Genomic DNA, 22,550 nt, shown 5'->3' on the forward strand with positions numbered 1-22,550 from the left:
CGCTCGGAGGAGGGGCAGCGGGCATTCCCGCAATCGCCGCCTGGCCGCACCGCCGCCGGCGCCCCGGCCCCGGATCGGGCCCGTACCGTCGAGAACCGTCGTACGACGCGGTCAGCGGGCGAGCCGGCCGAGGAGCGAACCGGCGGCGGCGATGCCGACGCATGCGGCGAGGACGAGTACCGCAAAGTCGAGCCCGAGGTGGGCGGGCGTACCGATGAGCAGTCCGCGCAGGGCGTCGACCTGGTAACTCAGCGGGTTCGCCCTGCTGATCGCCTGGAGCCAGCCGGGCATCAGCGCGACCGGGTAGAGCGCGTTGGAGGCGAAGAACAGCGGCATGGTGATGGCCTGGCCGATGCCCATCAGCCGGTCGCGGGTGAGGACGATCCCGGCGATCGACATCGACAGGCAGGAGAAGAACGCGGAGGCGAGGACGACCACGACGACCACGCCCAGCAGTCGCAGCGGGTTCCAGGTCATACCGACGCCGAGCGCCACGGCGATCACGATGACGACCGCCGCCTGGATCACGGCTTTCACCCCGGCGGCGAAGGCCTTGCCGGCCACTAGGGCGGTCCTGGGCGTCGGCGTGACCATGAGTTTGGTGAGGACGCCGGAGTCGCGCTCCCAGATGATCATGATGCCGTAGAAGATCGCGATGAACATGGCGGACTGGGCGATGATCCCGGGCGCCAGGAAGTCGAGATACGGAACGCCGCCGGTGGGGATGGCGTGGATACGGGAGAACGTCTGGCCGAAGATCAGCAGCCAGAGCGCGGGCTGGACGGCGCGGGTGTAGATCTCGGCGCGGTCGTGGCGCAGCTTCTGCAGTTCGACGGCGCACATCGCCGCGACCCGCGCGGGGACGACGCGCCAGCCCGTGCGGGCGGGCGGCGGTTCCAGGAGGAGGGCGAAGCGGCGGTCGGACGAGCCGGGTTCAGCCGCGGCGGGACGCGGTGCGACGGGTACGGAGGACATCGTTGAAGGCTCCCTTCTCCCCGGGAGAACCGGGGTCGTCCAGGCCGCTTCCGGAGTGGTAACGGAAGACGTCCTCCAGGGTCGGCGGCGGCAGGGCGGTCTCGCCGGACTCCCGGCGGTGCGCGATCAGTTCGGCCTTGAGCTCGGCGGGCGTGCCGAGCGCGCGGAGTCTGCCGAGGTGCATGAGGGCCAGCCGGTCGCAGCGCTGATCGGCCTCGTCCATGGAGTGGGTGGTGACCAGCACGGTCATCCCCGTGCCGGTCCGGATCTCGGTGATGCGGTCCCAGACGCTGTCGCGCGCGATCGGGTCCAGGCCGATGGTCGGCTCGTCCAGGATCATCAGGCGGGGCGCGCTGACCAGGGCCTGGGCCAGTTCGAGGCGGCGCACCATGCCGCCGGAGTATGTGGCGGCGAGCCGGTGCGCCTGGGGGCCGAGGCCGACCGCGTCCAGCGCCTGTCCGACCCGGGCCGCGCGCTGGCGGCGAGGCACGTCGAAGACGCGGGCGAAGAGGGCGACGTTCTCCCGGCCGGTGAGACCGGCGTCGGCCGACAGTTGCTGCGGTACGTAGCCGAGCAGGCGCCGTACGGCCATCTTCTGCCGGGCCGCGTCATGGCCGAACACCTCGATGACACCGGACGGCACGGGCAGCAGGGTGGTGATCGCGCGCATGGTGGTCGTCTTGCCCGCGCCGTTGGGCCCGAGCAGGCCGAAAACCTCGCCGGGGTGGACGAGCAGGTCCAGACCGTCGACGGCTTTCGACGTACCGAAGGAGTAGGTCAGACCGGTGCAGCTGAGAGCGGGGGTCACGGGGGCTCCTCCCCTTCGCGCAATGAGTCGGCGAGTCTGCGCAGTGACGGGAGCGCGGCGGTCAGCGCGGCCCGGTCGGCCGCGTCGAGCTTCGCGACGTGTTCACGGAAGAGCGCGTCGCGCCGGGCACGCCACTCGCGCAGCCGCGCGACGCCTGCGGGAGTCGGGTACAGCAGTGCGGCACGCCCGTCACCGGGGTCGGTCTCCCGCCGCAACAGCCCTTGCGCGACCAGGTGGTTGACCAGGGTGCTGACGGAGTTGGCCGCGAGGCAGAGGTCGTGCGCGGCGGCGGAGACCCGGATACCGGGTCCGGCGGCGACGAGACGGAGCAGCTCAGCGTGCGCCCCACGCAGCCGGGGTGGGGGCAGCCCGCTCCACAGCCGTCGCCGGGCGAGCCTCTGGATGCGGGGCAGAAGTCCGGCGAGCTCATCAGGTAGATCACCTGCCGCCACGCATCCATTTTAACTCTGTGTGCGAGGTATCGGCCGGGGCGCGACTGTCACAGTCCGACGGAGGGCCGCCGCCTCCCGCACTGGGGCGGGAGGCGGCGGCCCCGAGTCGCAGAACTCCGGCGGGCGCCTACTTCAGTGCGTACGCCCGGTTGATCGTCTGGACGGTGCGGTTGCCCGCGGCGTCCCACACCTCGGTCCGCAGGGTCACGTACCCGTTGGTGTCCGCAACCTTCGGGTGATGTACCGACGCCTGGAAGGAGTTGTCGTCCTCGCGCATGATCTTGGCGTTCTCCCAGGTGGCGCCGTCGTCGTACGAGACGGAGACCTTGGCACCCGCCATCGCGGTGGACCCGGACCAGCCCTTGGGCCGCCCCGCGTTCACGGTGAACGTGTACGGGCTGTTCGCCGGTGCCTGGTTGAGGATGTCCAGGGGGACGTCGTAACCGAGCATGACGACCGGCAGGGACTCACAGAGCTTGACGAACTTCTCGCAGCCCTTGACGGCCATGGTGGTCGGCGCCGCCGAGGCGAAGTTCCACTCCGTGCGGACCTTGCCGCCCAGCGTGACGCCCGGGTAGTCCTTGGCCCGGACGACCTCCTGGACGAACCGGTACTGGGCCTTCTCCGGGACCATCACCTTGGTCGTGTCGGTGATCTGCTCACCGTTGCGGTAGAACGTCCAGGTACTGGTGGGTCCGGTCGTCATCGAGTGGGTCGGGTCGCTGTCGCCGGCGATGGTGCCCGTGGTCCGGGTCCAGACGTCACTGCGGCAGAAGGCGCAGAACGACGGGTCTTCCATCGGCGGATGCATCGGCGCGGCGAGCCAGTCCTCCCGGTAGGTCTTGCCGGCGGTCGTGTACGTGGTACGGGGGCCCGTCATGTACGCCTGGTACGCGGTGCTGGGGTACACCACCCGCAGGTACGTGAGGCTGGAGCCCGCCAGCTGGTAGTCGTCCCTGGTGGCGCCCATGTTGAGGGGCTGGGCGGCACGGAACGAGGTCGGCTGGCCCGGGGCCCAGCTGTGCAGGGTTTCGGCGCCCTGATGACGTACGCCGTCGGCGTGGTAGGCGCTGCGGACCTTGACGAAGTCGGCGGCGTCCACGGTCCTGGTCAGGTCGGCCGGGATGCCGCTCGTGCTGAGCGGCATGTGGTAGGCGTAGCCGGACTCGAGAACACCCTTGAGGGCGATGGAGACGTTGCCCTTGCCGAGCAGGGTGCGCAGCTTCTCGCCGTTGTCGTGGCTCGCGATCGCGACCGGGATGGTCTGGTCGGCGGCGAGCGACCCGTTGAACAACGGACCCTGCTTCGCCGACGCCGCGATCACCGCGGTGGCTCCGGCCGCCGTGGCGCGGCGGACCTCGTCGTCCATCTTGCGCGGGTTGGCCACGGTGATGAGCGCGGCCCGGCCCTTGAGGTCGGCAGCGGCGATGTCCTCGGCGGTTCCGCTGCCCGCGTCGGCCAGCCGCAGGTCCTTCGTGCCCTCGAAGCGCTGGGCGAACCCAGGTGTCACCACGGGGACGGAGATGCGCTCGGGGCTGGTGACGCTGAGCTGCGTGATCGGCTCACGCTGGGTGAGGGCGTTGAACAGATGCAGGTCACCGGTGGTGGGCTGCTCGGTGGGCACGGCGCCGATCTTCGAGTCGGAACCGTTGATGAGACCGGCTTCGCCGAGGGTGTTGTTGTGACCGCCGGCTCCGTCGCTGCGGTTGACGAGCATCATCCACGAGGCGTTCTCCAGCGGGCGCTTCTCACCGGTGACCTTCACGGTGAAGTCGGTCGCCTTGGTGCCGTCGACACTGCGGGTCACGTCCTGGTCCGTGACGTCGATGTCGGGGATGGAGAAGCCGTCGATCGCGTAGGTGCGGGTCGGGTCGCCGGGGGCTTCCGTGTAGGTGAGGCCCTCGACGGAGTACGCGCCGACGGGCAACGTGATGGTCGTGGAGCCCTGACCAACCAGGGAGATGTTCCTGAAGGTGGAGTTGTTCATGCCGTGGAGGGTCAGGGCGACCCGTCCGGGGGTCTTGCCGAACCGGTCGGTGAACTTGACCGTGACATCGTGCTGCTCGACGGCCATCACGAAGCCGACCGGGGTGTGCACCGACTCGCCGTCGGTGCCGGTCGCGGTGATGTAGCCGCTGAACTGGCCGGTCTTCAGCCCGTTCGGGTCGAGGGTGACGGTCACCTCACTGTTTCCGCCGGCCGGGACGGTGACCTTGCCACCGGTCACGTCGGGGCCCGACAGGGTCAGCGCGCCGTCGGGCAGCGCGGTCCCGTCGGCTCCCTTGACCGAGGCGGCGAGGTCCAGCGTGGCCACGGACGAGGTGGAGTTGTGGATGGTGACGGTGCGGGTCTCCTTCTCGTACGTGCCCTTCTGCCACTCGACCAGACCGAAGTCGCCCGTACCCGACAGGTCCAGCGCGGGGTCGAGGGCGGCGGGGATGTCCACGCGGCCGTAACCCTGCTGGTAGGGCGTGTAATTGTCCGACTTCTTGGAGTGGGCGGTGAGCTCCTCCTTGATGCGCTCCCCGGACCAGTCGGGGTGGCGCTGGGCCATGATCGCCGCGGCGCCCGCGACGTGCGGGGTCGCCATGGACGTACCGCTGGCCGACGTGTAGTTGGCGTCGACCGGGGTGCCCATGGTCGTACCCGCGGCACGGGCGGCGACGATGTTCACACCGGGGGCGGTGATCTCCGGCTTGATCTTCATGTCGCCGAGGCGCGGGCCGCGGGAGGAGAAGTTGGCCAGGGCGTCGGCCTTGTCGACGGCGCCGACGGTGAGCGCGGCGTCGGCGATGCCCGGGGTACCGAGTGTCGACTGGCCGTCCTTGCCGTCGTTGCCTGCCGCGATGACGAACAGGGTGCCGGAGGAAGCGCTGAGCGAGTCGACGGCGTTGGTGAGTACATCCCCACCCGGGGTGAAGGTCCGGGCTCCGAGGCTCATGCTGACGACGTCGGCGCCCTGGGCGACCGCCCAGTCCATGCCCTCCAGGATCCCCGACACCGCGCCACTGCCCGCGTTGGCGAGCACCTTGCCGATGAGGAGGTCGGCGCCGGGAGCGACGCCCTTGTACTTGCCGCCGGAGTTGGCGCCGCTGCCCGCGATGGTGGAGGCGACGTGCGTGCCGTGACCGTGGCCGTCCTGGACCGCCTGGCCGGGGACGAAGCTCTGACTGGCGGTGATACGGGACTTGATGTCGACGTTGTTCAGGTCGGCGCCGGTGTCCAGCACCGCGACCTTCACACCCTTGCCGTCGAAGCCCTTCGCCCACGCCTCGGGGGCGCCGATCTGGGGCACGCTCTGGTCCAGGGTGACCTTGGCCCGGCCGTCGTACCAGAGCTTGGTCACTCCGGCGGCGCCGGGAACCATGGCGTCCGATCCGCTCCTTGCCTTGTCGGCCGTCGGCTTGACGGAGCGCCAGAAACCCTTGGCCGCACTCTTGTCGACGTGCACCGCCGCCAGGCCGAGGCGCGGCATGGTGTGTTCGTCCTCGGCGCCGGGCAGAGCCTCGGCCTGCTGCCGGAGACCCGCGGCGGACTCCTTGCCCCGGAAGTCGACGATGGCCGGCACGGCATCGGTCTTCGCGTCACCGTAGCCGTCCTTCAACGCCTGCGTGACGTTGAAGAGTTCGCGGTCCACGATCTGGGCGGACACGGCGTCCAGCGCGTCCTCGGGGATGACGTAGAGGTCCCCGTCCTGCCCGCTGGAGATCTGGAAGTGCTTCGACGCATCCGTCGCGGCAACGACGTCGACGGCCTGCTTGCCGTCGGCTCCGGTCGTCACGGCGACCTTGTCACCGGTGATCAGCGTCAGCATCGACGGGGCCGACTGCTTCGGCGCGGGCAGTATTCCCGCGCCCGCCGGGGACGAACCAGACGGGGGTGGCGCCGCGCTTGCCGCACCGGGCAGACCGGTCAGGGACAGGACGACGGCAATGGCCGCCCCTGTGACGGCGGTTCTCCGTATTCGTTCGGACGAGATGTGCATCAATTCCCTCTCGCGGGCGGGCCGGGACGCACCCGGATCACGACGTGAACAACACCATCCGGGTTGACGCAGCGTGACGGTTCGGGTGCGCGCTCGATGGAAGTGAAACGGATCGGCTCACGATGCCGGAACAGCCATGACAGGCGAATGGTCGCCATGGCGAGTCTTCGCCACACCCCGTCCTGTTGTGGGAGGCCTTACGGAAGGTCAGATGGAAGCCATGCTTGAGGTGCTGGGAATCGACCCGGAATCAGAGTCCGTCTACGCCGCATTGCTGTCCGGGCGGCCGGTCACCCTCGATGACCTGGTGCGCACCGCCGGACTCCCACCGGCCCGGGTGCGCGTGGCGCTGCGCCGGCTCCAGTCGTCCGGACTGGTCGGCCGCCGGCACGGGCGCCCGGTCACGTACATCGCCATCGATCCCGAAGTGGCGCTGGACGGACTCCTGTTGAACAGGCAGGACGAACTTCACAAGGCACGGCTGCGCGCCGGGGAGTTCACCGAGCGGTTCCGGCGCGCGGCCGCGACCCGGGACCCGGCCGAGGTCATCGAGATCATCACGGGAACCGACGCGGTGCAGCAGCGCAGCGATCAGATGGTGCGCAACGTACGCCACCAGCTGCGGGTCTTCGACAAACCGCCTTACCACGACGGCGGCCTGGACCCGAACCAGGCCGAACTCGATCTGCTCAACCGCGGTGTCACCGTCCGGGCTGTGTACGACGCCGCCTCCATCGACATCCCCGGCCGTCAGAAGCTGGTGCGCATGTGGGCGGAGGCGGGCGAGGAGGCCCGGGTACTGGCCGACGTACCCACCAAGATGGGTCTCGTCGACGACCGGCTGGCCATGCTGCCGCTGAGGGCCGGTTCGGGCCCGGACCCGAGCCCGTCCTTCGTCGTCCTGCACCGCTCGGCGGTCCTCGACGCCCTGTCCGCGCTGTTCGAGGCCTTGTGGGCGGTCGCCCAGCCGCTCCGCCCGGGCGACGAGGCGGACGAGAACCCGCAGGCCCTGTCTGTGGAGGACCAGCTCCTCGTCAGCCTGCTGACCGCCGGGCTGCCGGACGAGGCCATAGCCCGCCAGGCCGACCTCAGTTACCGCACGCTCCAGCGCCGCCTGCACGCCCTGATGGAACGGGCCGGGGCGAGCACCCGGTTCCAGTTCGGCATCCACGCCGCGGCGAACGGGTGGGTGACCGGCGTGAAGCCCAGGACGTCCGTGTCCGGTGGCGACGAGTAGGCCCCCGGCGCGCGCAGCAATCCGGCAGCCGTTGCCCGTACCGGAAACCGCTCAGCGCTCCGGGAACCGCTCCCCGCACCGGCTGCAGAACACCGGCGCCGGGTCCGGTGAGAGCCGGCCGCACCCGGGGCAGACCCGGTCCAGCATGCAGGGCGCCTCGCCGCCTTCGTGCGCCGCCGAGGGCGCGACCGAGGACTTGATGGTCAGGCCGGGACGGCGGCGGTGGACGGTCACATAGGCCAGACCGTCCGGTCCCGCGGCGAGGGCGCGTCGGGAGGTGCGGGGCAGCCAGAGGACAGTGGTCGGCGCCAGGTTCAGCACGTCGCCCCCGGCGGCGACCCGGCCGCTCCCCGCGATGACGACCAGAAGGACGTCCAGGACGTCCTCCTGATGCTCGCCGACCTCGGCGCCCGGCGGCAGACGCACCAGATTGGCGTCCAACTCACGACCATTTTCAGCCAGTTGCCAAAGGGCGCCACGCTCCTCCGGGCCTGCTTCGGTGAGCAGTTCGTCGAGTACGGCCAGGATCCGGGCGGTGGAATTCACGGCAGCCAGGCTACGCCCCGCCCTAGTGTGAACCCTTTGACCCAGACCAGGGGACGCCACCATGGACCGTGAGCCCGACAAGAAGTACCCGCCGATCGAGCCGTACGACCACGGGATGCTCGACGTCGGCGAAGGCAACCTCGTGTACTGGGAGGTCTGCGGCAATCCGGACGGCAAGCCCGCACTCGTCGTCCACGGAGGTCCCGGGTCGGGGTGCGGGGCGTGGGCGCGCCAGTATTTCGACCCGGACCGGTACCGGGTCGTCCTCTTCGACCAGCGGGGCTGCGGCCGGTCGACCCCGCACGCGAGCGACCCCGCCGCCGACATGAGGTACAACACGACTGACCGTCTGATCGCCGACATGGAACGGCTGCGCGTCCGCCTCGGCATCGACACGTGGCTGCTGTACGGCGGGTCCTGGGGTTCGACTTTGATCCTGGCGTACGCCGAGGAGCATCCGGACCGGGTCTCCGAGATCGTCATTCCGGCCGTCACCACGACCCGGCGCAGCGAGATCGACTGGCTGTACCGGGGCGTCGGACAGATCTTCCCCGAGGCGTGGGACCTGTTCCGGGCCGGGGTACCCGAGGCCGAGGGGAAGCCGACCCCGGACGCCCTCGCCGCGTACGCCCGGCGGATGGAGAGCCCGGACGCTGCGGTACGGGCGAGAGCGACGGCGGACTGGTGCGCCTGGGAGGACGCGGTGCTCTCCCAGGAGACGTACACGGGACCACCCCCCTACAGCGGCCGGACGGGCAGGGCGCAGCAGGCGCTGGTACGGATCTGCTCGCACTACTTCTCCCACGGCGCCTGGCTGGAGGAGGGGCAGCTGATCCGGAACGCCGGGCGGCTGGCGGGGATCCCGGGGGTGCTGGTGCACGGCCGGTTCGACCTCGGCGGCCCGCTGATCACCGCGTGGGAGCTGGCGAAGGCATGGCCGGACGCGGAGCTGACCGTGATCGGCGGGGCGGGGCATCTGGGCGGGCCGGCGACCACCCGGGCGGTCCTGGAGGCACTGGACCGGTTCGCCGCGCAGTAGAGGACGGGGCCGGCGGAGGGCGGGGGGCGGTCCCGTCGGCCGGAGAGAGCAATGGCATGCTATGCAGCCTGCCGCACTGCGGCGGATCTTGCTTCACTCGTCGGAATTTCACGTGGCGTTCCCCCAACCTGCCCGCGAGCCGACGGAATCTGACTGTCCCACCACTCTCTTCCCAAGGGATACGACTTGAGATCGCGGAGAAGACTCTGGGCCACGGCTGCTGTTGCGACGACGGCGGTGGCCGGTGTCCTGGTGCTCCAGGGCATGACCGGAAATTCCGGCGACAGTGCCGACAGCAAGGCAGGTCCGGTCAGGGCCGAGGTGCGCGAGGCGGCGCTGAAGGTGTCCGCCGACGGCAGTTCCGCGACTCTCGGCAGGCGGGACACCGCTCCGTTCAGCATGCTCGGCATCACCTGGACCGACCCGGCGGCGAAGGTGACGGGAGCGGTCGAGGTACGGACCAGGTCGGCCTCGAACGGCACCTGGTCGTCCTGGACGCCGCTGGAGACCGACAACGACGGCCGTACGGAAGCGGGCCGCTCCGGTGTCCGCGGGTCCACCGAACCGCGGTGGGTCGGCCCGTCCAACGGCGTCGAGGTACGCGTCACCGCGGGCGCCAAGGTCTCCGCGAAGCTGCCCGCCGGGCTGCGGCTGGACACCGTCGACCCCGGCAAGGGCTCGTCGCTGCACGCCGATCCGGCCGCCTTCGTCGCCGAAACCGGCGTCCCGGCCGAGCCGTCGCCGTCCGACTCCCCCCCGGCCGATCCGACGGCCACCGCGGAACCGACCCCCTCGGCCACGGAGTCCGACACCGCCCCGGCGTCCGAGGCGCCGCCCGTGACACCTTCCGAGACGGCGACGGACAGCCCCTCGCCCACGGCGAGCGACAGCTCCTCGCCGTCCGCGAGCACCTCGCCGTCCGCAACGCTGCCGCCCGCGCCGCCGTCCACCGTGCCCAAGCCGCCCATCACCTCGCGTGCGGGCTGGGGCGCCGACGAGTCGATCAGCCCGGAGGCACCGGAGTACAACGACACGGTCAAGGCCGTCTTCGTCCACCACACCGCAGGGACCAACGACTACTCCTGCGCCGACTCCGCGGCGATCGTGCGCAGCGTGTACGCGTACCACGTGCAGAGCAACGGCTGGAAGGACATCGGCTACAACTTCCTGGTCGACAAGTGCGGGACGATCTTCGAGGGCCGCAAGGGCGGCGTGGACCGGCCGGTCCTCGGCGCACACACCTACGGCTTCAACCGGGAGTCGACCGGTATCTCCGTCCTCGGCACCTACACGGACACGGCCGCCCCGAGCGCGGTGACCACCTCGGTGGCCCGGATCGCCGCGTGGAAGCTCGGCCAGTACAAGGGTGACCCGGCGGGCAGCACCATGCTCACCGCGGGCGCCACCGGCAGCAACCTCGCCGGTACCAAGTTCACCGCCGGTACGCAGTACTCCTTCAAGCAGATCTCCGGCCACCGCGACGGCTTCGCGACCGAGTGCCCCGGCACCAAGCTGTACGGGCAGCTGCCCGCGATCCGCAGCCTCGCCGCGGGCCCCGTCACCGGACTGGCCATCAAGTCGATGACCGGTGCCACGCTGTCCGGGACGTCGTACTACTCCAAGTCCGCGATCACGGTCGGCTGGTCGGCGAGCACGCCGAGCGTCTTCATCTCCAAGTACGAGCTGCTGGTCGACGGCAAGAGCGTCGCCACCACCGCGGGCACCGCCACTTCGGCGAAGGCCACTCTCGGCGCCGGCACGCACACCATCCAGGTCCGCGCCACGCACCAGTCGGGGAAGACGGCCACGTCCACGGCCTCGACCGTGATCGCCGATCAGACGGCTCCCACATTCACCACCAAGCCGAACCTCGCCCTGCGCACCGGCACGGTGAGCACCACCGCCGTCCCGCTCACCCTGAAGTGGAAGGCGACCGACGCCGCGTCCCTGAAGGAGGTCCGGCTGACCGCCCCGGTCGCCAAGACCTACGGGCCGACCACCACGAGCGCCTCGCACACCGCCAAATCCGGCGCGGCGACCGCCTGGTCCATGACCGCGTACGACCTGGCGGGCAACACCGCGGCCGCCTCCGTCTCCGGCACCCCGGTCATCCTCCAGGAGACCTCGGCCACGAAGACCGGCACCTGGACGACGAAGTCGTCGTCCAGCTATCTCGGCGGCAAGTCGTACTCCAGCTCGTCCAAGAGCGCGAGCCTGACCTGGACGTTCACCGGCCGGTCCGCCGCCTGGGTGGTCTCGCGCGCCAGTACGTCCGGCCAGGCGTACGTCTATGTCGACGGCACGAAGGTGGCCACGGTCGACCTGAAGTCGTCCACCACCAAGTACCGCGACGCGGTGTGGACGAAGAGCTGGTCCACGAGCGCCAAGCACACGGTCAAGATCGTCGTCGTCGCCACCTCGGGGCGGCCGACGATCACCACCGACGGCCTGGTCTACCTCAAGTAGCCGCCACGCACGATGACCTGAGCCCGGCTCCGCGCGCTTGTGCCGCAGAGCCGGGCTCAGGTGTTCACAGGGAGGCGCCCCTGCTCACCAGGCGAAGGCCTCCGGCGACGGGCCGGGGCCCGGGAAGATCTCGTCCAGGGCGGCCAGTACCTCGTCCGACAGCTCCAGGTCCACGGCGCGCACCGCCGAGTCCAGCTGCTCACGCGTACGCGGGCCGGAGATCGGGCCCGTCACGCCCGGCCGGGTCAGCAGCCAGGCCAGGCCCACCTCGCCGGGCTCCAGGCCGTGCTTCTCCAGCAGGTCCTCGTACGCCTGGATCTGCGCGCGCACCGTGGTGTTGGCGAGCGCGTCCGCGGACCGGCCGGACGCCGAACGGGCCGCGCCGCCCTCGCGCTCCTTGCGGATCACACCGCCGAGCAGTCCGCCGTGCAGCGGGGACCACGGGATGACACCGAGGCCGTACTCCTGCGCGGCCGGGATGACCTCCATCTCGGCGCGGCGTTCGGCGAGGTTGTAGAGGCACTGCTCGCTGACCAGACCGTACGAGCCGAGGCGCTTCGCGGTCTCGTTGGTCTGGGCGATCTTCCAGCCGGCGAAGTTGGACGAGCCGGCGTAGAGAATCTTGCCCTGCTGGATCAGGACGTCGATGGCCTGCCAGATCTCCTCGACCGGAGTGGCGCGGTCGATGTGGTGGAACTGGTACAGGTCGATGTGGTCCGTCTGCAGCCGCTTGAGGCTGGCGTCGACGGCGCGCCGGATGTTGAGCGCGGAGAGCTTGTGGTGGTTGGGCCAGGCATCACCGTCCGCGGCCATGTTCCCGTACACCTTGGTGGCGAGTACGACCTTGTCGCGGCGTTCACCGCCCTTGGCGAACCAGGTGCCGAGGATCTCCTCCGTGCGGCCCTTGTTCTCGCCCCAGCCATAGACATTGGCAGTGTCGAAAAAGTTGACGCCCGCGTCCAGGGCGGCGTCCATGATCGCGTGGCTGTCGGCCTCATTGGTCTGCGGACCGAAGTTCATGGTGCCGAGGACGAGTCGGCTGACCTCAAGTCCGGTGCGTCCGAGCTGCGTGTACTTCATGGGCGCCAAGCCAACGCCTTCGAGTCCGCTCGAAGCAAGGGCTCATCGGGCGGTCTCAGCGGATTTCGAGATCCTTCAGGGTCGTTGTCAGCCAGCTCAGTTCCGCCTCGCTCGTCGCGCGGGCGATCGCGAGAACACCTCGGCGGAACGGGTCGTCGAACGCCTCCGCTCCGAGCGGGCGCTCGCCCCCGGAGCCGTAGTCGTAGAAGAAACTGCTCGGCTCCTGCAGGAACGCCAGCCTGCGCCGCAGCACGTCCGCCTGCTCGGCGGGCGCCTGGAGATGGCGGAGGAAGGCGAGGACGGTGAACCAGCGGTTCTCGTCGCTGATGTCCACCTCGTCGGCCTCGCGCAGCCGGCGGCGCAGCTCCTCGCGCCCGTCGTCCGTCAGGGTCAGCGTGTGGCGGGGGGCGGCCCTGCTGCCGGGCTCGGTCCGGCGGCCGAGCCATCCGGCACGCTCCAGGCGCTTGATCGCCGGGTACAGGGTGCCGTCCGCGATCGGGCGGACGTGGCCGGTGAGGTGGGCGACGCGTCGCTTCAACTCGTAGCCGTGCAGCGGCTGCTCGTACAGAAATCCCAGGATGGCCAGTTCCAACACCCGAGCATCCTCCCTCATTGCTCAATACATCGGCGCCGATATATAGTCTCGCCGAGATCTTACATCGCCTGAGGGGAGCGGGAGACATGAAGAGCGCACAGGTGACAGCGGGCGGCGCACACATCCGGTGGGTGGAGATCCCCGGCAGCACGGCACGCACCCGCGTCTATCTGCATGGGCTGGGCGCCTCGTCCGGTCCGTACTTCACCGCGAGCGCCGTCCACCCGCTCCTCGCCGGCAGCCGTTCGCTGCTCATGGACATGCTCGGCTTCGGCATCAGCGACCGGCCCACGGATTTCGACTACACCCTCGAAGCGCACGCCGACGCGATTGCCGTCGCGCTCCGGTCGGCCGATGCGTACGCCACGGATGTCGTCGCGCACAGCATGGGCGGCGCGGTTGCCATCGTGCTCGCGGCCCGACATCCGGACCTGGTGGCGCGGCTCGTCCTGGTCGACGCGAACCTCGACCCGGTCGCGCCCGCTCCGCCGCGGCCCGGCACCAGCGGCATCGCCGCATACACGGAGGAGGAGTTCCTCGCTCACGGCCGGCATGAAGTGCGCGACCGGGTGGGACCCCACTGGTGGTCGACGATGCGGCTCGCGGGCCCGGAGGCGCTGCACCGCAGCGCCGTGCACCTCGCGCGCGGGACGACGCCCACGATGCGTGAGCAGCTGCTGGAGCTGAAGATTCCGCGCACCTACCTGCGGCCGGAGAGCGACGGGCCACTACCCGGCGAGGACGGTCTCGTCGCGGGCGGCGTGCGGGTCGTACCGGTCCCGGGATGCGGGCACAACATCATGCTGGACAACCCCGAGGCGTTCGCGAAGGAGACGGCCCGGGGCCTGGGGCTCGGCTGACGGGAGCCGGTGTCAGCGCCTCAGCCTCCGATCGCGGCTGTCACGGCGACAACGGCGAACATCAGTACGAGCACGGCGGCCATGATGCGGTTTCTGGTCTTCGGGTCCACCCGTCGAGCGTAACCGCACCGCTCAGTGCCCCAGCGGCCAGGAGGCCACCACCTCGTACCGTGGCTGCTCCCCCGGCACCCCGGCGATCGGCGGATTGCTGCGTACGAGAGCGACCTCGCCGACCTCCCACGGCGTGCCCTCGAAGGTGTCCAGGGCCTCCAGGTAGGGATGCAGGTCGGTCTCGGAGCGGCTGCGGGCGAGGGTGAGGTGCGGGGTGTATCGGCGGTGCTCGTCCATCGCGACGCCGGCGCGGCGAGCTGCCGCGTCGGCGCGCTCGGCGAGGAGCCTCAGCGTGTCGAGGCCGCCCGCAGCCCCGGCCCACAGCACATGGCCGTCGAACCGGCCGCCGCGGTGGATGCGCAGCGGGAACCGCTCGGTGCGGCGGGCGGCGCGTCCCAGCCGCTCATGCAGATCGGGCAGCAGCCCTTCGTCGACCATACCGAGGAAGGCGAGCGTGAAGTGCCACGCGTCGGTGCCGGTCCAGCGCATGCGAGCGGCGCCCGGAAGGGTGTGCAGCGGGGCGACGGCACGGCGGAGCTCCGCGATGGCGGAGTCGGGCGGCAGGACGGCGACGAAGAGTCTCATGCGGCTCATGGGCCGAGTGTCGCACCGTACCGGCGCGCAACCCGGTCACCCTGCGTACCGCGTTGCACCTGAGAAGCGGCCCCGCGTATCTGTGAAACGGCCCCGGCCGGTATCCACCCGGCCGGGGCCTTGCCACGTCGCGTACGGGCAGCCCTCAGGCCGCCGTGGTCAGCTGCTCGCGGGGGACGAACCGCACATGCGGGCGGCCCGGCCGCAGGTCGACCTTGATGCGCAGGCCGCCGACGCGGGCCAGCATGAAGCCGACGCCGAGCGCGGCGAACATCGAGAACGCGCCGCCGACCGCCATGGCGGTCCGGACGCCGTACGTGTCGCTGATCCAGCCCACGATCGGGGCGCCCACCGGCGTACCCCCGGCGAAGACCATCATGTACAGGCTCATCACCCGGCCGCGCATGGCCGGATCGGCGGCCATCTGGACACTCGTGTTGGCGCTGATGTTGGTGGTCAGACCGATCATGCCGATCGGGACCAGCAGGATCGCGAAGAGCCAGACGTACGGCGACACGGACGCGGTGATCTCCAGGAGACCGAACACCGTCCCCGCCGCCACCAGCATCCGCAGCCGTGAGGAGCGCCGGCGGGCGGCCAGCAGCGCGCCGGCCAGCGAACCGGCCGCCATGAGGATGTTGAAGAACGAGTACATCCCCGCGCCGCCGTGGAAGATCTCGTCCGCGAAGGCGGTGAGCCAGATCGGGAAGTTGAAGCCGAAGGTACCGACGAAGCCGACCAGGACGATCGGCCAGATCAGCTCGGGGCGCCCGGAGACATAGCGCAGCCCCTCGCGGAGCTGACCCTTGGCACGCGGCACGACGACCGCCCTGTGCAGTTCGCTCGTGCGCATCAGCAGCAGGCCGATGAGCGGGGCGACGAAGGACAGGCCGTTGAACATGAAGGCCCAGCCGCTGCCGACCGTGGTGATCAGGACACCCGCGAGGGCGGGACCGATCAGCCGGGCCGACTGAAAGTTGGCCGAATTCAGACTGACCGCGTTGCGCAGCTGGGCGGGGCCGACCATCTCGGAGACGAAGGACTGGCGGGCCGGGTTGTCCACGACCGTGACCATGCCGAGCAGGAAGGCGATCAGGTAGACGTGCCACACCTGGACGACGCCGGAGAGGGTGAGGGCGGCGAGGGCGAGCCCACAGAGGCCGAGCGCGGCCTGACTGACGAGGAGGAGCTTGCGCTTCGGGAGCCGGTCGGCGATGACGCCGCCGTACAGGCCGAAGAGCAGCATGGGAAGGAACTGGAGGGCCGTGGTGATGCCGACGGCGGTGGCGGACCCGGTGAGGCTCAGAACGAGCCAGTCCTGCGTGATGCGGGACATCCAGGTACCGGTGTTGGAGATCACCGCGCCTGTGGCGAACAGGCGGTAGTTGCGGATCTTCAGCGACGAGAAGGTCCCGCCGGGCTTGCTCTCGTGGGTGGACGTCGGTGCGGGGGCGGAGTCTGCTCCGGATCCCGTACTCAAAAGGGTTCGCCTCCTCGGGCGTGGACTGCGTGCTGACTGACGGGATGCGGCCGTACGGGCTGCACGCCGACGCTGGCCCCGGCGTACACCCCTACCGCTACAGGTGGGCGAGCTTCTCCAGCACAGGTGCGGCCTTGCGCAGCGTCTCCCACTCGTCCTCGTCCAGGCCTTCGGCGAGGGTGGCCAGCCAGGCGTTCCGCTTGGAGCGGCTCTCCTCGAGCATGGCTTCGGCCTGCTCGGTCTGACTGACCATCTTCTGGCGACGGTCATCGGGGTGCGGTTCCAGTCTGACCAGTCCCTTGGCTTCGAGCAGCGCGACGATGCGGGTCATCGACGGAGGCTGCACATGCTCCTTGCGGGCCAGCTCACCTGGGGTGGCGGAGCCGCAGCGGGCGAGCGTGCCGAGCACCGACATCTCGGTGGGGCTCAGCGACTCGTCGACGCGCTGGTGCTTGAGGCGTCGACCCAGCAGCATCACGGCGGAACGAAGGGAGCTCACGGCGGCCGCACTGTCGCCGTCGTGGATCAGGTCAGGCATGTTTGTTAGCGTAACTCATTACCTACCCTAAATACCACTCGACTGGTACACGCGCGGTCTATCGATCACCCAAACGAGTGAGTCAGATCCGGAAAGTGACGTGAAACGACCTCAAAGGCCGTATCTCTGCTTGCCATGGGATCGACAGTGCTCAGCCTGCGGCTAGACGGTGAGCTGCTCGACCGGCTCCGGCAGCACGCTGCCAGACGCGGAACGAGCGTCCAGGACTATGTCGTCAGGACGCTCATCCGCAGCGATTTCGACGAACGCTTCAAAGCGGCCGTCGAGGAGACGGAAAAGTTCTACGGGGCGGACGACCGGGTGAACTGATTCGCCCGGTCGTCCGCCCCGCAGGGGGTGGCGTGTGAAGGGTTACGACGTCAGGCCGAGGGCCGGCATCGCGTAGTAGAAGACGAAGACCGCCGACACCACGTACATGGCCACCGGCACCTCGCGCCAGCGACCGGCCGCCACCCGCAGCACGGAGAAGGCGATGAAGCCGATGCCGATGCCGTTGGTGATCGAGTACGTGAACGGCATCATCACCATGGCCAGGAAGGCCGGAATGGCGAGCGTGTAGTCGCTCCAGTCGATGTCCCGCACCGACCCCGCGATGATCAGGAAGCCGACCGCCAGCAGCGCCGGCGTGGCCGCCTGCGACGGAACCATGGTCGCCAGCGGCGTCAGAAACAGCGCAACCGTGAACAGCAGACCCGTCACCACGCTCGCGAAACCGGTGCGGGCACCCTCTCCGACACCCGCCGTGGACTCCACGAAGCAGGTACTGGCGGAGGAGGAGCTCGCACCGCCCGCGGCGACCGCGATGCCGTCCACGAACAGCACCTTGTTGATGCCGGGGAAGTTGCCGTCCTTGTCCGTCAGCTTGGCCTCGTCACCGACACCGAGGATGGTGCCCATCGCGTCGAAGAAGCAGGACAGCAGCACGGTGAAGACGAACAGGAGGCCGGTCAGCACACCGACCTTGTCGAAGCCGCCGAACAGGCTGACCTTGCCGATCAGTCCGAAGTCCGGGGTGGCGACCGGGTTGCCCGGCCACTGCGGAACAGTGAGACCCCAGGCTTCGCCCGGCAGGTCGGCGACCGTGTCGATGACCATCGCCACAACCGTCATGGCGACGATCGAGATCAGGATCGCGCCCGGCACCTTGCGGACGATCAGTGCGAGGGTGAGCAGCGCGCCGAGGATGAAGACCAGCACCGGCCAGCCGTTGAGGTGGCCGTCGCTGCCGAGCTGGAGCGGCACGGTGGTGTGCGCGATGTCCGGGATCCGGGAGACGAAGCCCGAGTCGACCAGGCCGATCAGCAGGATGAAGAGACCGATACCGATCGCGATGCCCTTGCGGAGCGACTTCGGTACGGCGTTCATCACGCGTTCGCGCAGCCCGGTCGCGACGAGCAGCATGACCACGATGCCGGCGAGGACGACCATGCCCATCGCGTCCGGCCAGCTCATCCGTGGGGCGAGCTGCAGGGCGACGACGGTGTTGACGCCGAGACCGGCGGCCAGCGCGATCGGCACATTGCCGATGACGCCCATCAGCAAGGTGGAGAACGCGGCGGTCAGCACAGTGGCGGTGACCAGCTGGCCGCCATTGAGCTGGTGCCCGTACATGTCCTTCGCGCTGCCGAGAATGATCGGGTTCAGCACGATGATGTACGCCATCGCGAAGAATGTGGCGAATCCGCCGCGGATCTCGCGCGCGACCGACGACCCCCGCTCGGAGATCTTGAAGAAACGGTCCAGGCCGCTGTGCGGCTGTGGAGCTATGGGCTGCCTGGAGTCGACCGAAGCGGTGGCCGAGGGGGACATGTATGACCTCAGTCGTGCGTAGAGGGGGGAGAAGAGCGGTCAGCTTTGGACTTTTACACGAATAAATCGAGACAGCCGTAAGCAGATTCAGTATGAATACATAAGGCGAAGATCGCTATCTCCGCGCGTAGACCCTTGGCCCGACTGGCCCGACAGGCTTTACATACGGGCCGCATACACTGAGCCCATGGCGAAGTGGACACCGACACACGAGGCACCCGAGCCCCTGGAGGGGCCCGTCGTCGCCACCATCACCGGCGGAACGATCCTCTGGTTCGTCCTCTTCCTCGTCCAGCTCCCGTTCTACGGCTGGTTCGACGACCACGGGCACACTTGGTGGGTGTGGACGTGTCTGGCCGGTGCCGGGCTCGGACTGATCGGCATCTGGTACGTGCGGGGGCGCGACGCGGCGCTCAAGCGGGCGGCCGCCGACAAAGCCGGAACGGCCGACGCGGCCGACGGCAGCCACTGACGCCACCGGCGCAAGCCGCTGCCCCGAGAGACCCGGGCCGGCGCAACGACTACGAATGTCGGGGACGAACCCCGACTTCCCTGACGCCGCGGACCGCACCCCCTCCTCCCGCGGTCCGATCTTCGGAATCCCGGCGGGTGAATCGGGCGTTCCGCCCGTACCGTCGGAACCATGACGCAGCGGGCAGTCGACTCCTCCGGGAAGCAGAAACCCCGCCGGCCCCGGCCGGCCCCCATCGACGCCGGTTCCGAACTCGACCCGGTCCACCCGATGAAGCTGCCGGCCTCGGCCGTGCGCAGCAGCGGGCTGACCGCCGCCGAGGTCGCCGAGCGGATCGCCCGGGGCGAGGTCAACGACGTACCCGTCCGCTCGTCCCGCTCCATCGGCGAGATCGTCCGCGCCAATGTCTTCACCCGGTTCAACCTGATCATCGGCGTGCTCTGGCTGGTCATGCTGTTCGTCGCGCCGTTCCAGGACAGCCTCTTCGGCTACGTGATCATCGCCAACACCGGCATCGGCATCGTCCAGGAGTGGCGGGCCAAGAAGACCCTCGACGGCCTGGCCGTCATCGGCGAGGCGAAACCCACGGTCCGGCGCGACGGGGCCGCCGCCGAGATATCCACCTCGGAGATCGTCCTCGGCGATCTGGTCGAGCTCGGCCCCGGCGACAAGGTCGTCGTGGACGGCGCGGTGGCCGAGGCCGACAACCTGGAGATCGACGAGTCGCTGCTCACCGGCGAGGCCGACCCCGTACTGAAACAGCCCGGCGATCCGGTGATGTCCGGCAGCTTCGTCGTAGCGGGCGGCGGCGCGTTCTCCGCCACCAAAGTCGGCCGCGAGGCCTACGCCGCGCAGCTTGCCGAGGAGGCGTCGCGCTTCACCCTCGTCCGGTCCGAACTGCGCAGCGGCATCAGCACGATCCTCAAGTACGTCACCTGGATGATGGCGCCGACCGCGATCGGCCTGATCATCAGCCAGCTCGTCGTCAAGAAGACCGACCTCAAGGATTCCATCGCCCGGACGGTCGGCGGAATCGTCCCGATGATCCCGGAGGGCCTGGTCCTGCTCACTTCGGTCGCCTTCGCGATCGGTGTCGTACGGCTCGGCCGCAAGCAGTGCCTGGTGCAGGAGCTGCCCGCCATCGAGGGCCTCGCCCGGGTCGACGTCGTCTGCCTCGACAAGACCGGCACGCTCACCGAAGGCGGCATGGACGTCACCGAGGTGCGGACGCTGGGCGGTGCGGACGACCCGTACATACGCCAGGTGCTGGCCAACCTCGGCGCGTCCGACCCGCGGCCCAATGCCAGCCTGCAGGCGATCATCGACGCGTACCCGTCGCCGAACGGCGAGGCGTGGCGCTGCACGGAGGCGCTGCCGTTCTCCTCGGCACGCAAGTACAGCGGCGCCGCGTTCGACGAGGGCAGCGGCAAGGCGTCGAGCTGGCTGCTCGGCGCACCCGATGTACTGCTCCCGGACCACGACCCGGCGCTCGGCGAGATCGAGCAGCTCAACCAGGAGGGACTGCGGGTCCTGCTGCTGGCCCGCGCGCAGGGGGAGCTGGAAGGGCCGCAGAGCGCCGCCGGGGCGGAACCGGCCGCACTGGTCGTCCTGGAGCAGCGGCTGCGGCCGGACGCCGGGCAGACACTGCGCTACTTCGCCGACCAGCGGGTCGCCACGAAGGTCATCTCGGGGGACAACGCCGTCTCGGTCGGCGCGGTCGCGGGCAAGCTCGGCCTGCCCGGCGCCGAACACACCCTGGACGCGCGCCGGCTGCCCACGGACCTGGACGACATGGCCACCGCCATGGAGGAGAACGCGGTCTTCGGGCGGGTCACCCCGCAGCAGAAGCGGGAGATGGTCGCCGCGCTCCAGTCCCGCGGCCACACGGTCGCGATGACGGGTGACGGGGTCAACGACGTGCTGGCGCTCAAGGACGCCGACATCGGGGTCTCGATGGGATCCGGCTCGGAGGCGACGCGCGCGGTGGCGCAGATCGTGCTGCTCAACAACAGCTTCGCGACCCTGCCGTCGGTGGTCGCCGAGGGCCGCCGGGTCATCGGCAACATCACCCGGGTCGCCACCCTGTTCCTGACGAAGACCGTCTACTCGGTGCTGCTGGCGATCCTGGTGGTCTGCTTCCAGGTCGAGTACCCGTTCCTGCCCCGGCATCTGACCCTGCTGTCGACGCTGACGATCGGCGTCCCGGCGTTCTTCCTGGCCCTCGCGCCCAACAAGGAGCGGGCCCGGCCGCACTTCGTCCGCAGAGTCATGCGGTACTCGGTCCCGTCCGGCGTCATCGCGGGCATCGCCACGTTCGCGACGTATCTGATCGCCCGGCACTACTACACGGGTCCGCATGCGCTGGAGGCGGAGACCAGTGCGGCGACGCTCACGCTGTTCCTGGTCTCGATGTGGGTCCTCGCGATCATCGCCCGCCCCTACACCTGGTGGCGGATCGTCCTGGTCGCGGCGATGGGGGCGGCGTTCCTGATCGTGCTGGTGGTGCCGTGGCTGCAGGGCTTCTTCGCGCTGAAGCTGGTGGGCACGGTCATGCCGTGGGCAGCAGTGGGGATTGCGGTGGTGGCGGCGACTGCCCTGGAGTTCACCTGGCGCCTGGTCAGTCGCCGCTTCCCGGTATAGCTGCTACTGCACGTCGACGTAGTCACTCGTGGTGGTGACGGCCGGGGTGGTGGACGTGCCGGCGAAGCTGTAGCGCCAGTAGCCGTCGACCGAGGCCGTGACCGTGGTCTTCAGGGCGCCGGTGCTGCTCGACTTGATCGTCTTCACCGTGGTGTAGGCGGTGCTGGTCTTCTTACGGAACTGGAGCTTCACCGGCTGGACGGTGTAGCCGGCGTAGGCGTGCGTCTCCCAGTTGGCGCGCGTCAGCTTCCCGGTGACCGTGATGGTTCTGCCCTTCTTGACGGGCTCCGGGGCGGCGTTGACCGTCAGCTTCGACAGCCGCTGCACATGGGTCGTGGCGTAGGAGTCGTACGACGTGCTGGAGCCGTCCTTGGCCTCGGCGCCCGCGAGGATGTGCCAGGAACCGGCCAGCGCGTTCCTGGTCAGGTCGGCCCTCGGGTCGACCGTGATGGTGAGCGAGCAGGTGGCGGTGGTGGCGCTCGCGTCCTTGCAGGTCGCTTCCTGCGTCGGCACCAGCGCGCCGTCCATGCCCTCTTCCAGGTTCGTCCCGTGCCAGAGGATCGCCCAGCCGGTGGCTATGCCGGAGGCGTGCGAGGCGGTGACGGAGACGGTGACCGTCTTAGGCACCGTCGTCCCCAGAACGATGTCCTTGCCGCCGTTGACAGTGACCTTGGAGAGGACGGGAGCCGTTGCCGCGTGAGCGGCCGGCACGGCGAGGGCCGAGAGAGCCAGGGCGCCGGTCAGGGCGGCCACAGTGGCACGAATGCGCATAAGTGTCCCCAGGTGAGAAAGGAGAATGGGGCCCCGCAGGCAGTGGCTCCGATGGCCCCGGCCTCGGCGGG

At 69.6% G+C, this 22,550-nt stretch carries 19 protein-coding genes; 7 read left to right on the forward strand and 12 right to left on the reverse strand.

Going from position 1 to position 22,550, the window contains the following annotated elements; all coding sequences use genetic code 11:
* Positions 1-111: 111 nt before the first annotated feature.
* The 4 genes from ACWCP8_RS04275 to ACWCP8_RS04290 all read right to left on the reverse strand — a co-directional run bounded on the left by ACWCP8_RS04275 (position 112) and on the right by ACWCP8_RS04290 (position 6,220).
* Positions 112-975, reverse strand: coding sequence for an ABC transporter permease (locus tag ACWCP8_RS04275; RefSeq protein ID WP_352265940.1), 864 nt, complete (start codon positions 973-975; stop codon positions 112-114).
* A complete protein-coding gene (locus tag ACWCP8_RS04280; protein ID WP_451114067.1) occupies positions 935-1,783 on the reverse strand; it encodes an ABC transporter ATP-binding protein in 849 nt (282 codons plus the stop codon). Before ACWCP8_RS04280 ends, ACWCP8_RS04275 begins: the two co-directional genes overlap by 41 nt.
* Positions 1,780-2,235: a MarR family winged helix-turn-helix transcriptional regulator gene (locus tag ACWCP8_RS04285; RefSeq protein ID WP_328626767.1), complete on the reverse strand. Its 456-nt coding sequence runs from the start codon at positions 2,233-2,235 to the stop codon at positions 1,780-1,782. The genes ACWCP8_RS04280 and ACWCP8_RS04285 overlap by 4 nt, the downstream gene beginning before the upstream one ends.
* 127 nt (positions 2,236-2,362) lie before the next feature.
* On the reverse strand, positions 2,363-6,220 hold the full coding sequence (locus tag ACWCP8_RS04290) for a S8 family peptidase (RefSeq protein ID WP_451114068.1): 3,858 nt from the start codon (positions 6,218-6,220) through the stop codon (positions 2,363-2,365).
* A gap of 211 nt (positions 6,221-6,431) precedes the next feature.
* Between ACWCP8_RS04290 and ACWCP8_RS04295 the strand changes: the two genes are divergently transcribed.
* Positions 6,432-7,457: a helix-turn-helix domain-containing protein gene (locus ACWCP8_RS04295; RefSeq protein ID WP_451114069.1), complete on the forward strand. Its 1,026-nt coding sequence runs from the start codon at positions 6,432-6,434 to the stop codon at positions 7,455-7,457.
* 51 nt (positions 7,458-7,508) lie between these two features.
* On the opposite strand, the gene ACWCP8_RS04300 is transcribed toward ACWCP8_RS04295, so the two are convergent.
* The gene (locus tag ACWCP8_RS04300; protein WP_451114070.1) at positions 7,509-8,003 is read right to left on the reverse strand and encodes a cupin domain-containing protein; all 495 of its coding nucleotides are present in this window, start codon (positions 8,001-8,003) and stop codon (positions 7,509-7,511) included.
* Positions 8,004-8,064: 61 nt separating this feature from the next.
* Here ACWCP8_RS04300 and pip point away from each other — a divergent pair, with 61 nt between their 5' ends.
* Positions 8,065-9,042 (forward strand): prolyl aminopeptidase, encoded by a 978-nt coding sequence (gene pip / locus ACWCP8_RS04305; RefSeq protein WP_451114071.1) that lies wholly within the window; start codon positions 8,065-8,067, stop codon positions 9,040-9,042.
* A gap of 186 nt (positions 9,043-9,228) precedes the next feature.
* Complete coding sequence (locus ACWCP8_RS04310; protein WP_451114072.1) at positions 9,229-11,508, forward strand: N-acetylmuramoyl-L-alanine amidase; 2,280 nt, start codon at positions 9,229-9,231, stop codon at positions 11,506-11,508.
* A gap of 84 nt (positions 11,509-11,592) precedes the next feature.
* Here the strand turns inward: ACWCP8_RS04310 and ACWCP8_RS04315 are convergent, their stop codons facing one another.
* Complete coding sequence (locus tag ACWCP8_RS04315; RefSeq protein WP_352265947.1) at positions 11,593-12,588, reverse strand: aldo/keto reductase; 996 nt, start codon at positions 12,586-12,588, stop codon at positions 11,593-11,595.
* A gap of 55 nt (positions 12,589-12,643) precedes the next feature.
* Positions 12,644-13,183 (reverse strand): PadR family transcriptional regulator, encoded by a 540-nt coding sequence (locus tag ACWCP8_RS04320; protein ID WP_451114073.1) that lies wholly within the window; start codon positions 13,181-13,183, stop codon positions 12,644-12,646.
* Between the two features lie 86 nt (positions 13,184-13,269).
* On the opposite strand from ACWCP8_RS04320, the gene ACWCP8_RS04325 reads away from it, so the two are divergent.
* Positions 13,270-14,043 carry an alpha/beta fold hydrolase gene (locus ACWCP8_RS04325; protein WP_451114074.1) on the forward strand — a complete coding sequence of 258 codons (774 nt, stop codon included), beginning with the start codon at positions 13,270-13,272 and terminating at the stop codon, positions 14,041-14,043.
* Positions 14,044-14,175: 132 nt separating this feature from the next.
* Here ACWCP8_RS04325 and thpR read toward each other — a convergent pair whose 3' ends face one another.
* The 3 genes from thpR to ACWCP8_RS04340 form a co-directional block, all read right to left on the reverse strand.
* Positions 14,176-14,739 carry an RNA 2',3'-cyclic phosphodiesterase gene (thpR, locus tag ACWCP8_RS04330; RefSeq protein WP_352266024.1) on the reverse strand — a complete coding sequence of 188 codons (564 nt, stop codon included), beginning with the start codon at positions 14,737-14,739 and terminating at the stop codon, positions 14,176-14,178.
* Positions 14,740-14,893: 154 nt separating this feature from the next.
* Complete coding sequence (locus ACWCP8_RS04335) at positions 14,894-16,228, reverse strand: MFS transporter (protein WP_352265950.1); 1,335 nt, start codon at positions 16,226-16,228, stop codon at positions 14,894-14,896.
* 97 nt (positions 16,229-16,325) lie between these two features.
* Positions 16,326-16,766: a MarR family winged helix-turn-helix transcriptional regulator gene (locus ACWCP8_RS04340; protein ID WP_037692928.1), complete on the reverse strand. Its 441-nt coding sequence runs from the start codon at positions 16,764-16,766 to the stop codon at positions 16,326-16,328.
* Positions 16,767-16,901: 135 nt separating this feature from the next.
* Here ACWCP8_RS04340 and ACWCP8_RS04345 point away from each other — a divergent pair, with 135 nt between their 5' ends.
* A complete protein-coding gene (locus tag ACWCP8_RS04345; protein ID WP_352265951.1) occupies positions 16,902-17,096 on the forward strand; it encodes a ribbon-helix-helix protein, CopG family in 195 nt (64 codons plus the stop codon).
* A 42-nt stretch (positions 17,097-17,138) separates the two neighbouring features.
* On the opposite strand, the gene ACWCP8_RS04350 is transcribed toward ACWCP8_RS04345, so the two are convergent.
* Complete coding sequence (locus ACWCP8_RS04350) at positions 17,139-18,596, reverse strand: NCS2 family permease (protein WP_352265952.1); 1,458 nt, start codon at positions 18,594-18,596, stop codon at positions 17,139-17,141.
* Between the two features lie 187 nt (positions 18,597-18,783).
* Here ACWCP8_RS04350 and ACWCP8_RS04355 point away from each other — a divergent pair, with 187 nt between their 5' ends.
* Positions 18,784-19,068, forward strand: a complete 285-nt coding sequence (locus ACWCP8_RS04355; protein ID WP_352265953.1) for a DUF2530 domain-containing protein — start codon at positions 18,784-18,786, stop codon at positions 19,066-19,068.
* Positions 19,069-19,239: 171 nt separating this feature from the next.
* On the forward strand, positions 19,240-21,708 hold the full coding sequence (locus ACWCP8_RS04360) for an HAD-IC family P-type ATPase (protein WP_451114075.1): 2,469 nt from the start codon (positions 19,240-19,242) through the stop codon (positions 21,706-21,708).
* Between the two features lie 3 nt (positions 21,709-21,711).
* Here ACWCP8_RS04360 and ACWCP8_RS04365 read toward each other — a convergent pair whose 3' ends face one another.
* Positions 21,712-22,479, reverse strand: coding sequence for a DUF5707 domain-containing protein (locus tag ACWCP8_RS04365; protein ID WP_451114076.1), 768 nt, complete (start codon positions 22,477-22,479; stop codon positions 21,712-21,714).
* Positions 22,480-22,550 lie beyond the last annotated feature (71 nt).

The sequence above is a fragment of the Streptomyces sp. NPDC002206 genome (assembly GCF_053593595.1).

What these genes read in the sequence shown, in the direction of transcription:
- ACWCP8_RS04340 (WP_037692928.1), bottom strand. Translation starts at nt 16,766, where the DNA reads ATGCCTGACCTGATCCACGACGGCGACAGTGCGGCCGCCGTGAGCTCC.
- thpR (WP_352266024.1), bottom strand. Translation starts at nt 14,739, where the DNA reads ATGAGACTCTTCGTCGCCGTCCTGCCGCCCGACTCCGCCATCGCGGAG.
- ACWCP8_RS04345 (WP_352265951.1), top strand. Translation starts at nt 16,902, where the DNA reads ATGGGATCGACAGTGCTCAGCCTGCGGCTAGACGGTGAGCTGCTCGAC.
- pip (WP_451114071.1), top strand. Translation starts at nt 8,065, where the DNA reads ATGGACCGTGAGCCCGACAAGAAGTACCCGCCGATCGAGCCGTACGAC.
- ACWCP8_RS04350 (WP_352265952.1), bottom strand. Translation starts at nt 18,596, where the DNA reads ATGTCCCCCTCGGCCACCGCTTCGGTCGACTCCAGGCAGCCCATAGCT.
- ACWCP8_RS04290 (WP_451114068.1), bottom strand. Translation starts at nt 6,220, where the DNA reads ATGCACATCTCGTCCGAACGAATACGGAGAACCGCCGTCACAGGGGCG.
- ACWCP8_RS04315 (WP_352265947.1), bottom strand. Translation starts at nt 12,588, where the DNA reads ATGAAGTACACGCAGCTCGGACGCACCGGACTTGAGGTCAGCCGACTC.
- ACWCP8_RS04325 (WP_451114074.1), top strand. Translation starts at nt 13,270, where the DNA reads ATGAAGAGCGCACAGGTGACAGCGGGCGGCGCACACATCCGGTGGGTG.
- ACWCP8_RS04355 (WP_352265953.1), top strand. Translation starts at nt 18,784, where the DNA reads ATGGCGAAGTGGACACCGACACACGAGGCACCCGAGCCCCTGGAGGGG.
- ACWCP8_RS04360 (WP_451114075.1), top strand. Translation starts at nt 19,240, where the DNA reads ATGACGCAGCGGGCAGTCGACTCCTCCGGGAAGCAGAAACCCCGCCGG.
- ACWCP8_RS04275 (WP_352265940.1), bottom strand. Translation starts at nt 975, where the DNA reads ATGTCCTCCGTACCCGTCGCACCGCGTCCCGCCGCGGCTGAACCCGGC.
- ACWCP8_RS04365 (WP_451114076.1), bottom strand. Translation starts at nt 22,479, where the DNA reads ATGCGCATTCGTGCCACTGTGGCCGCCCTGACCGGCGCCCTGGCTCTC.
- ACWCP8_RS04295 (WP_451114069.1), top strand. Translation starts at nt 6,432, where the DNA reads ATGGAAGCCATGCTTGAGGTGCTGGGAATCGACCCGGAATCAGAGTCC.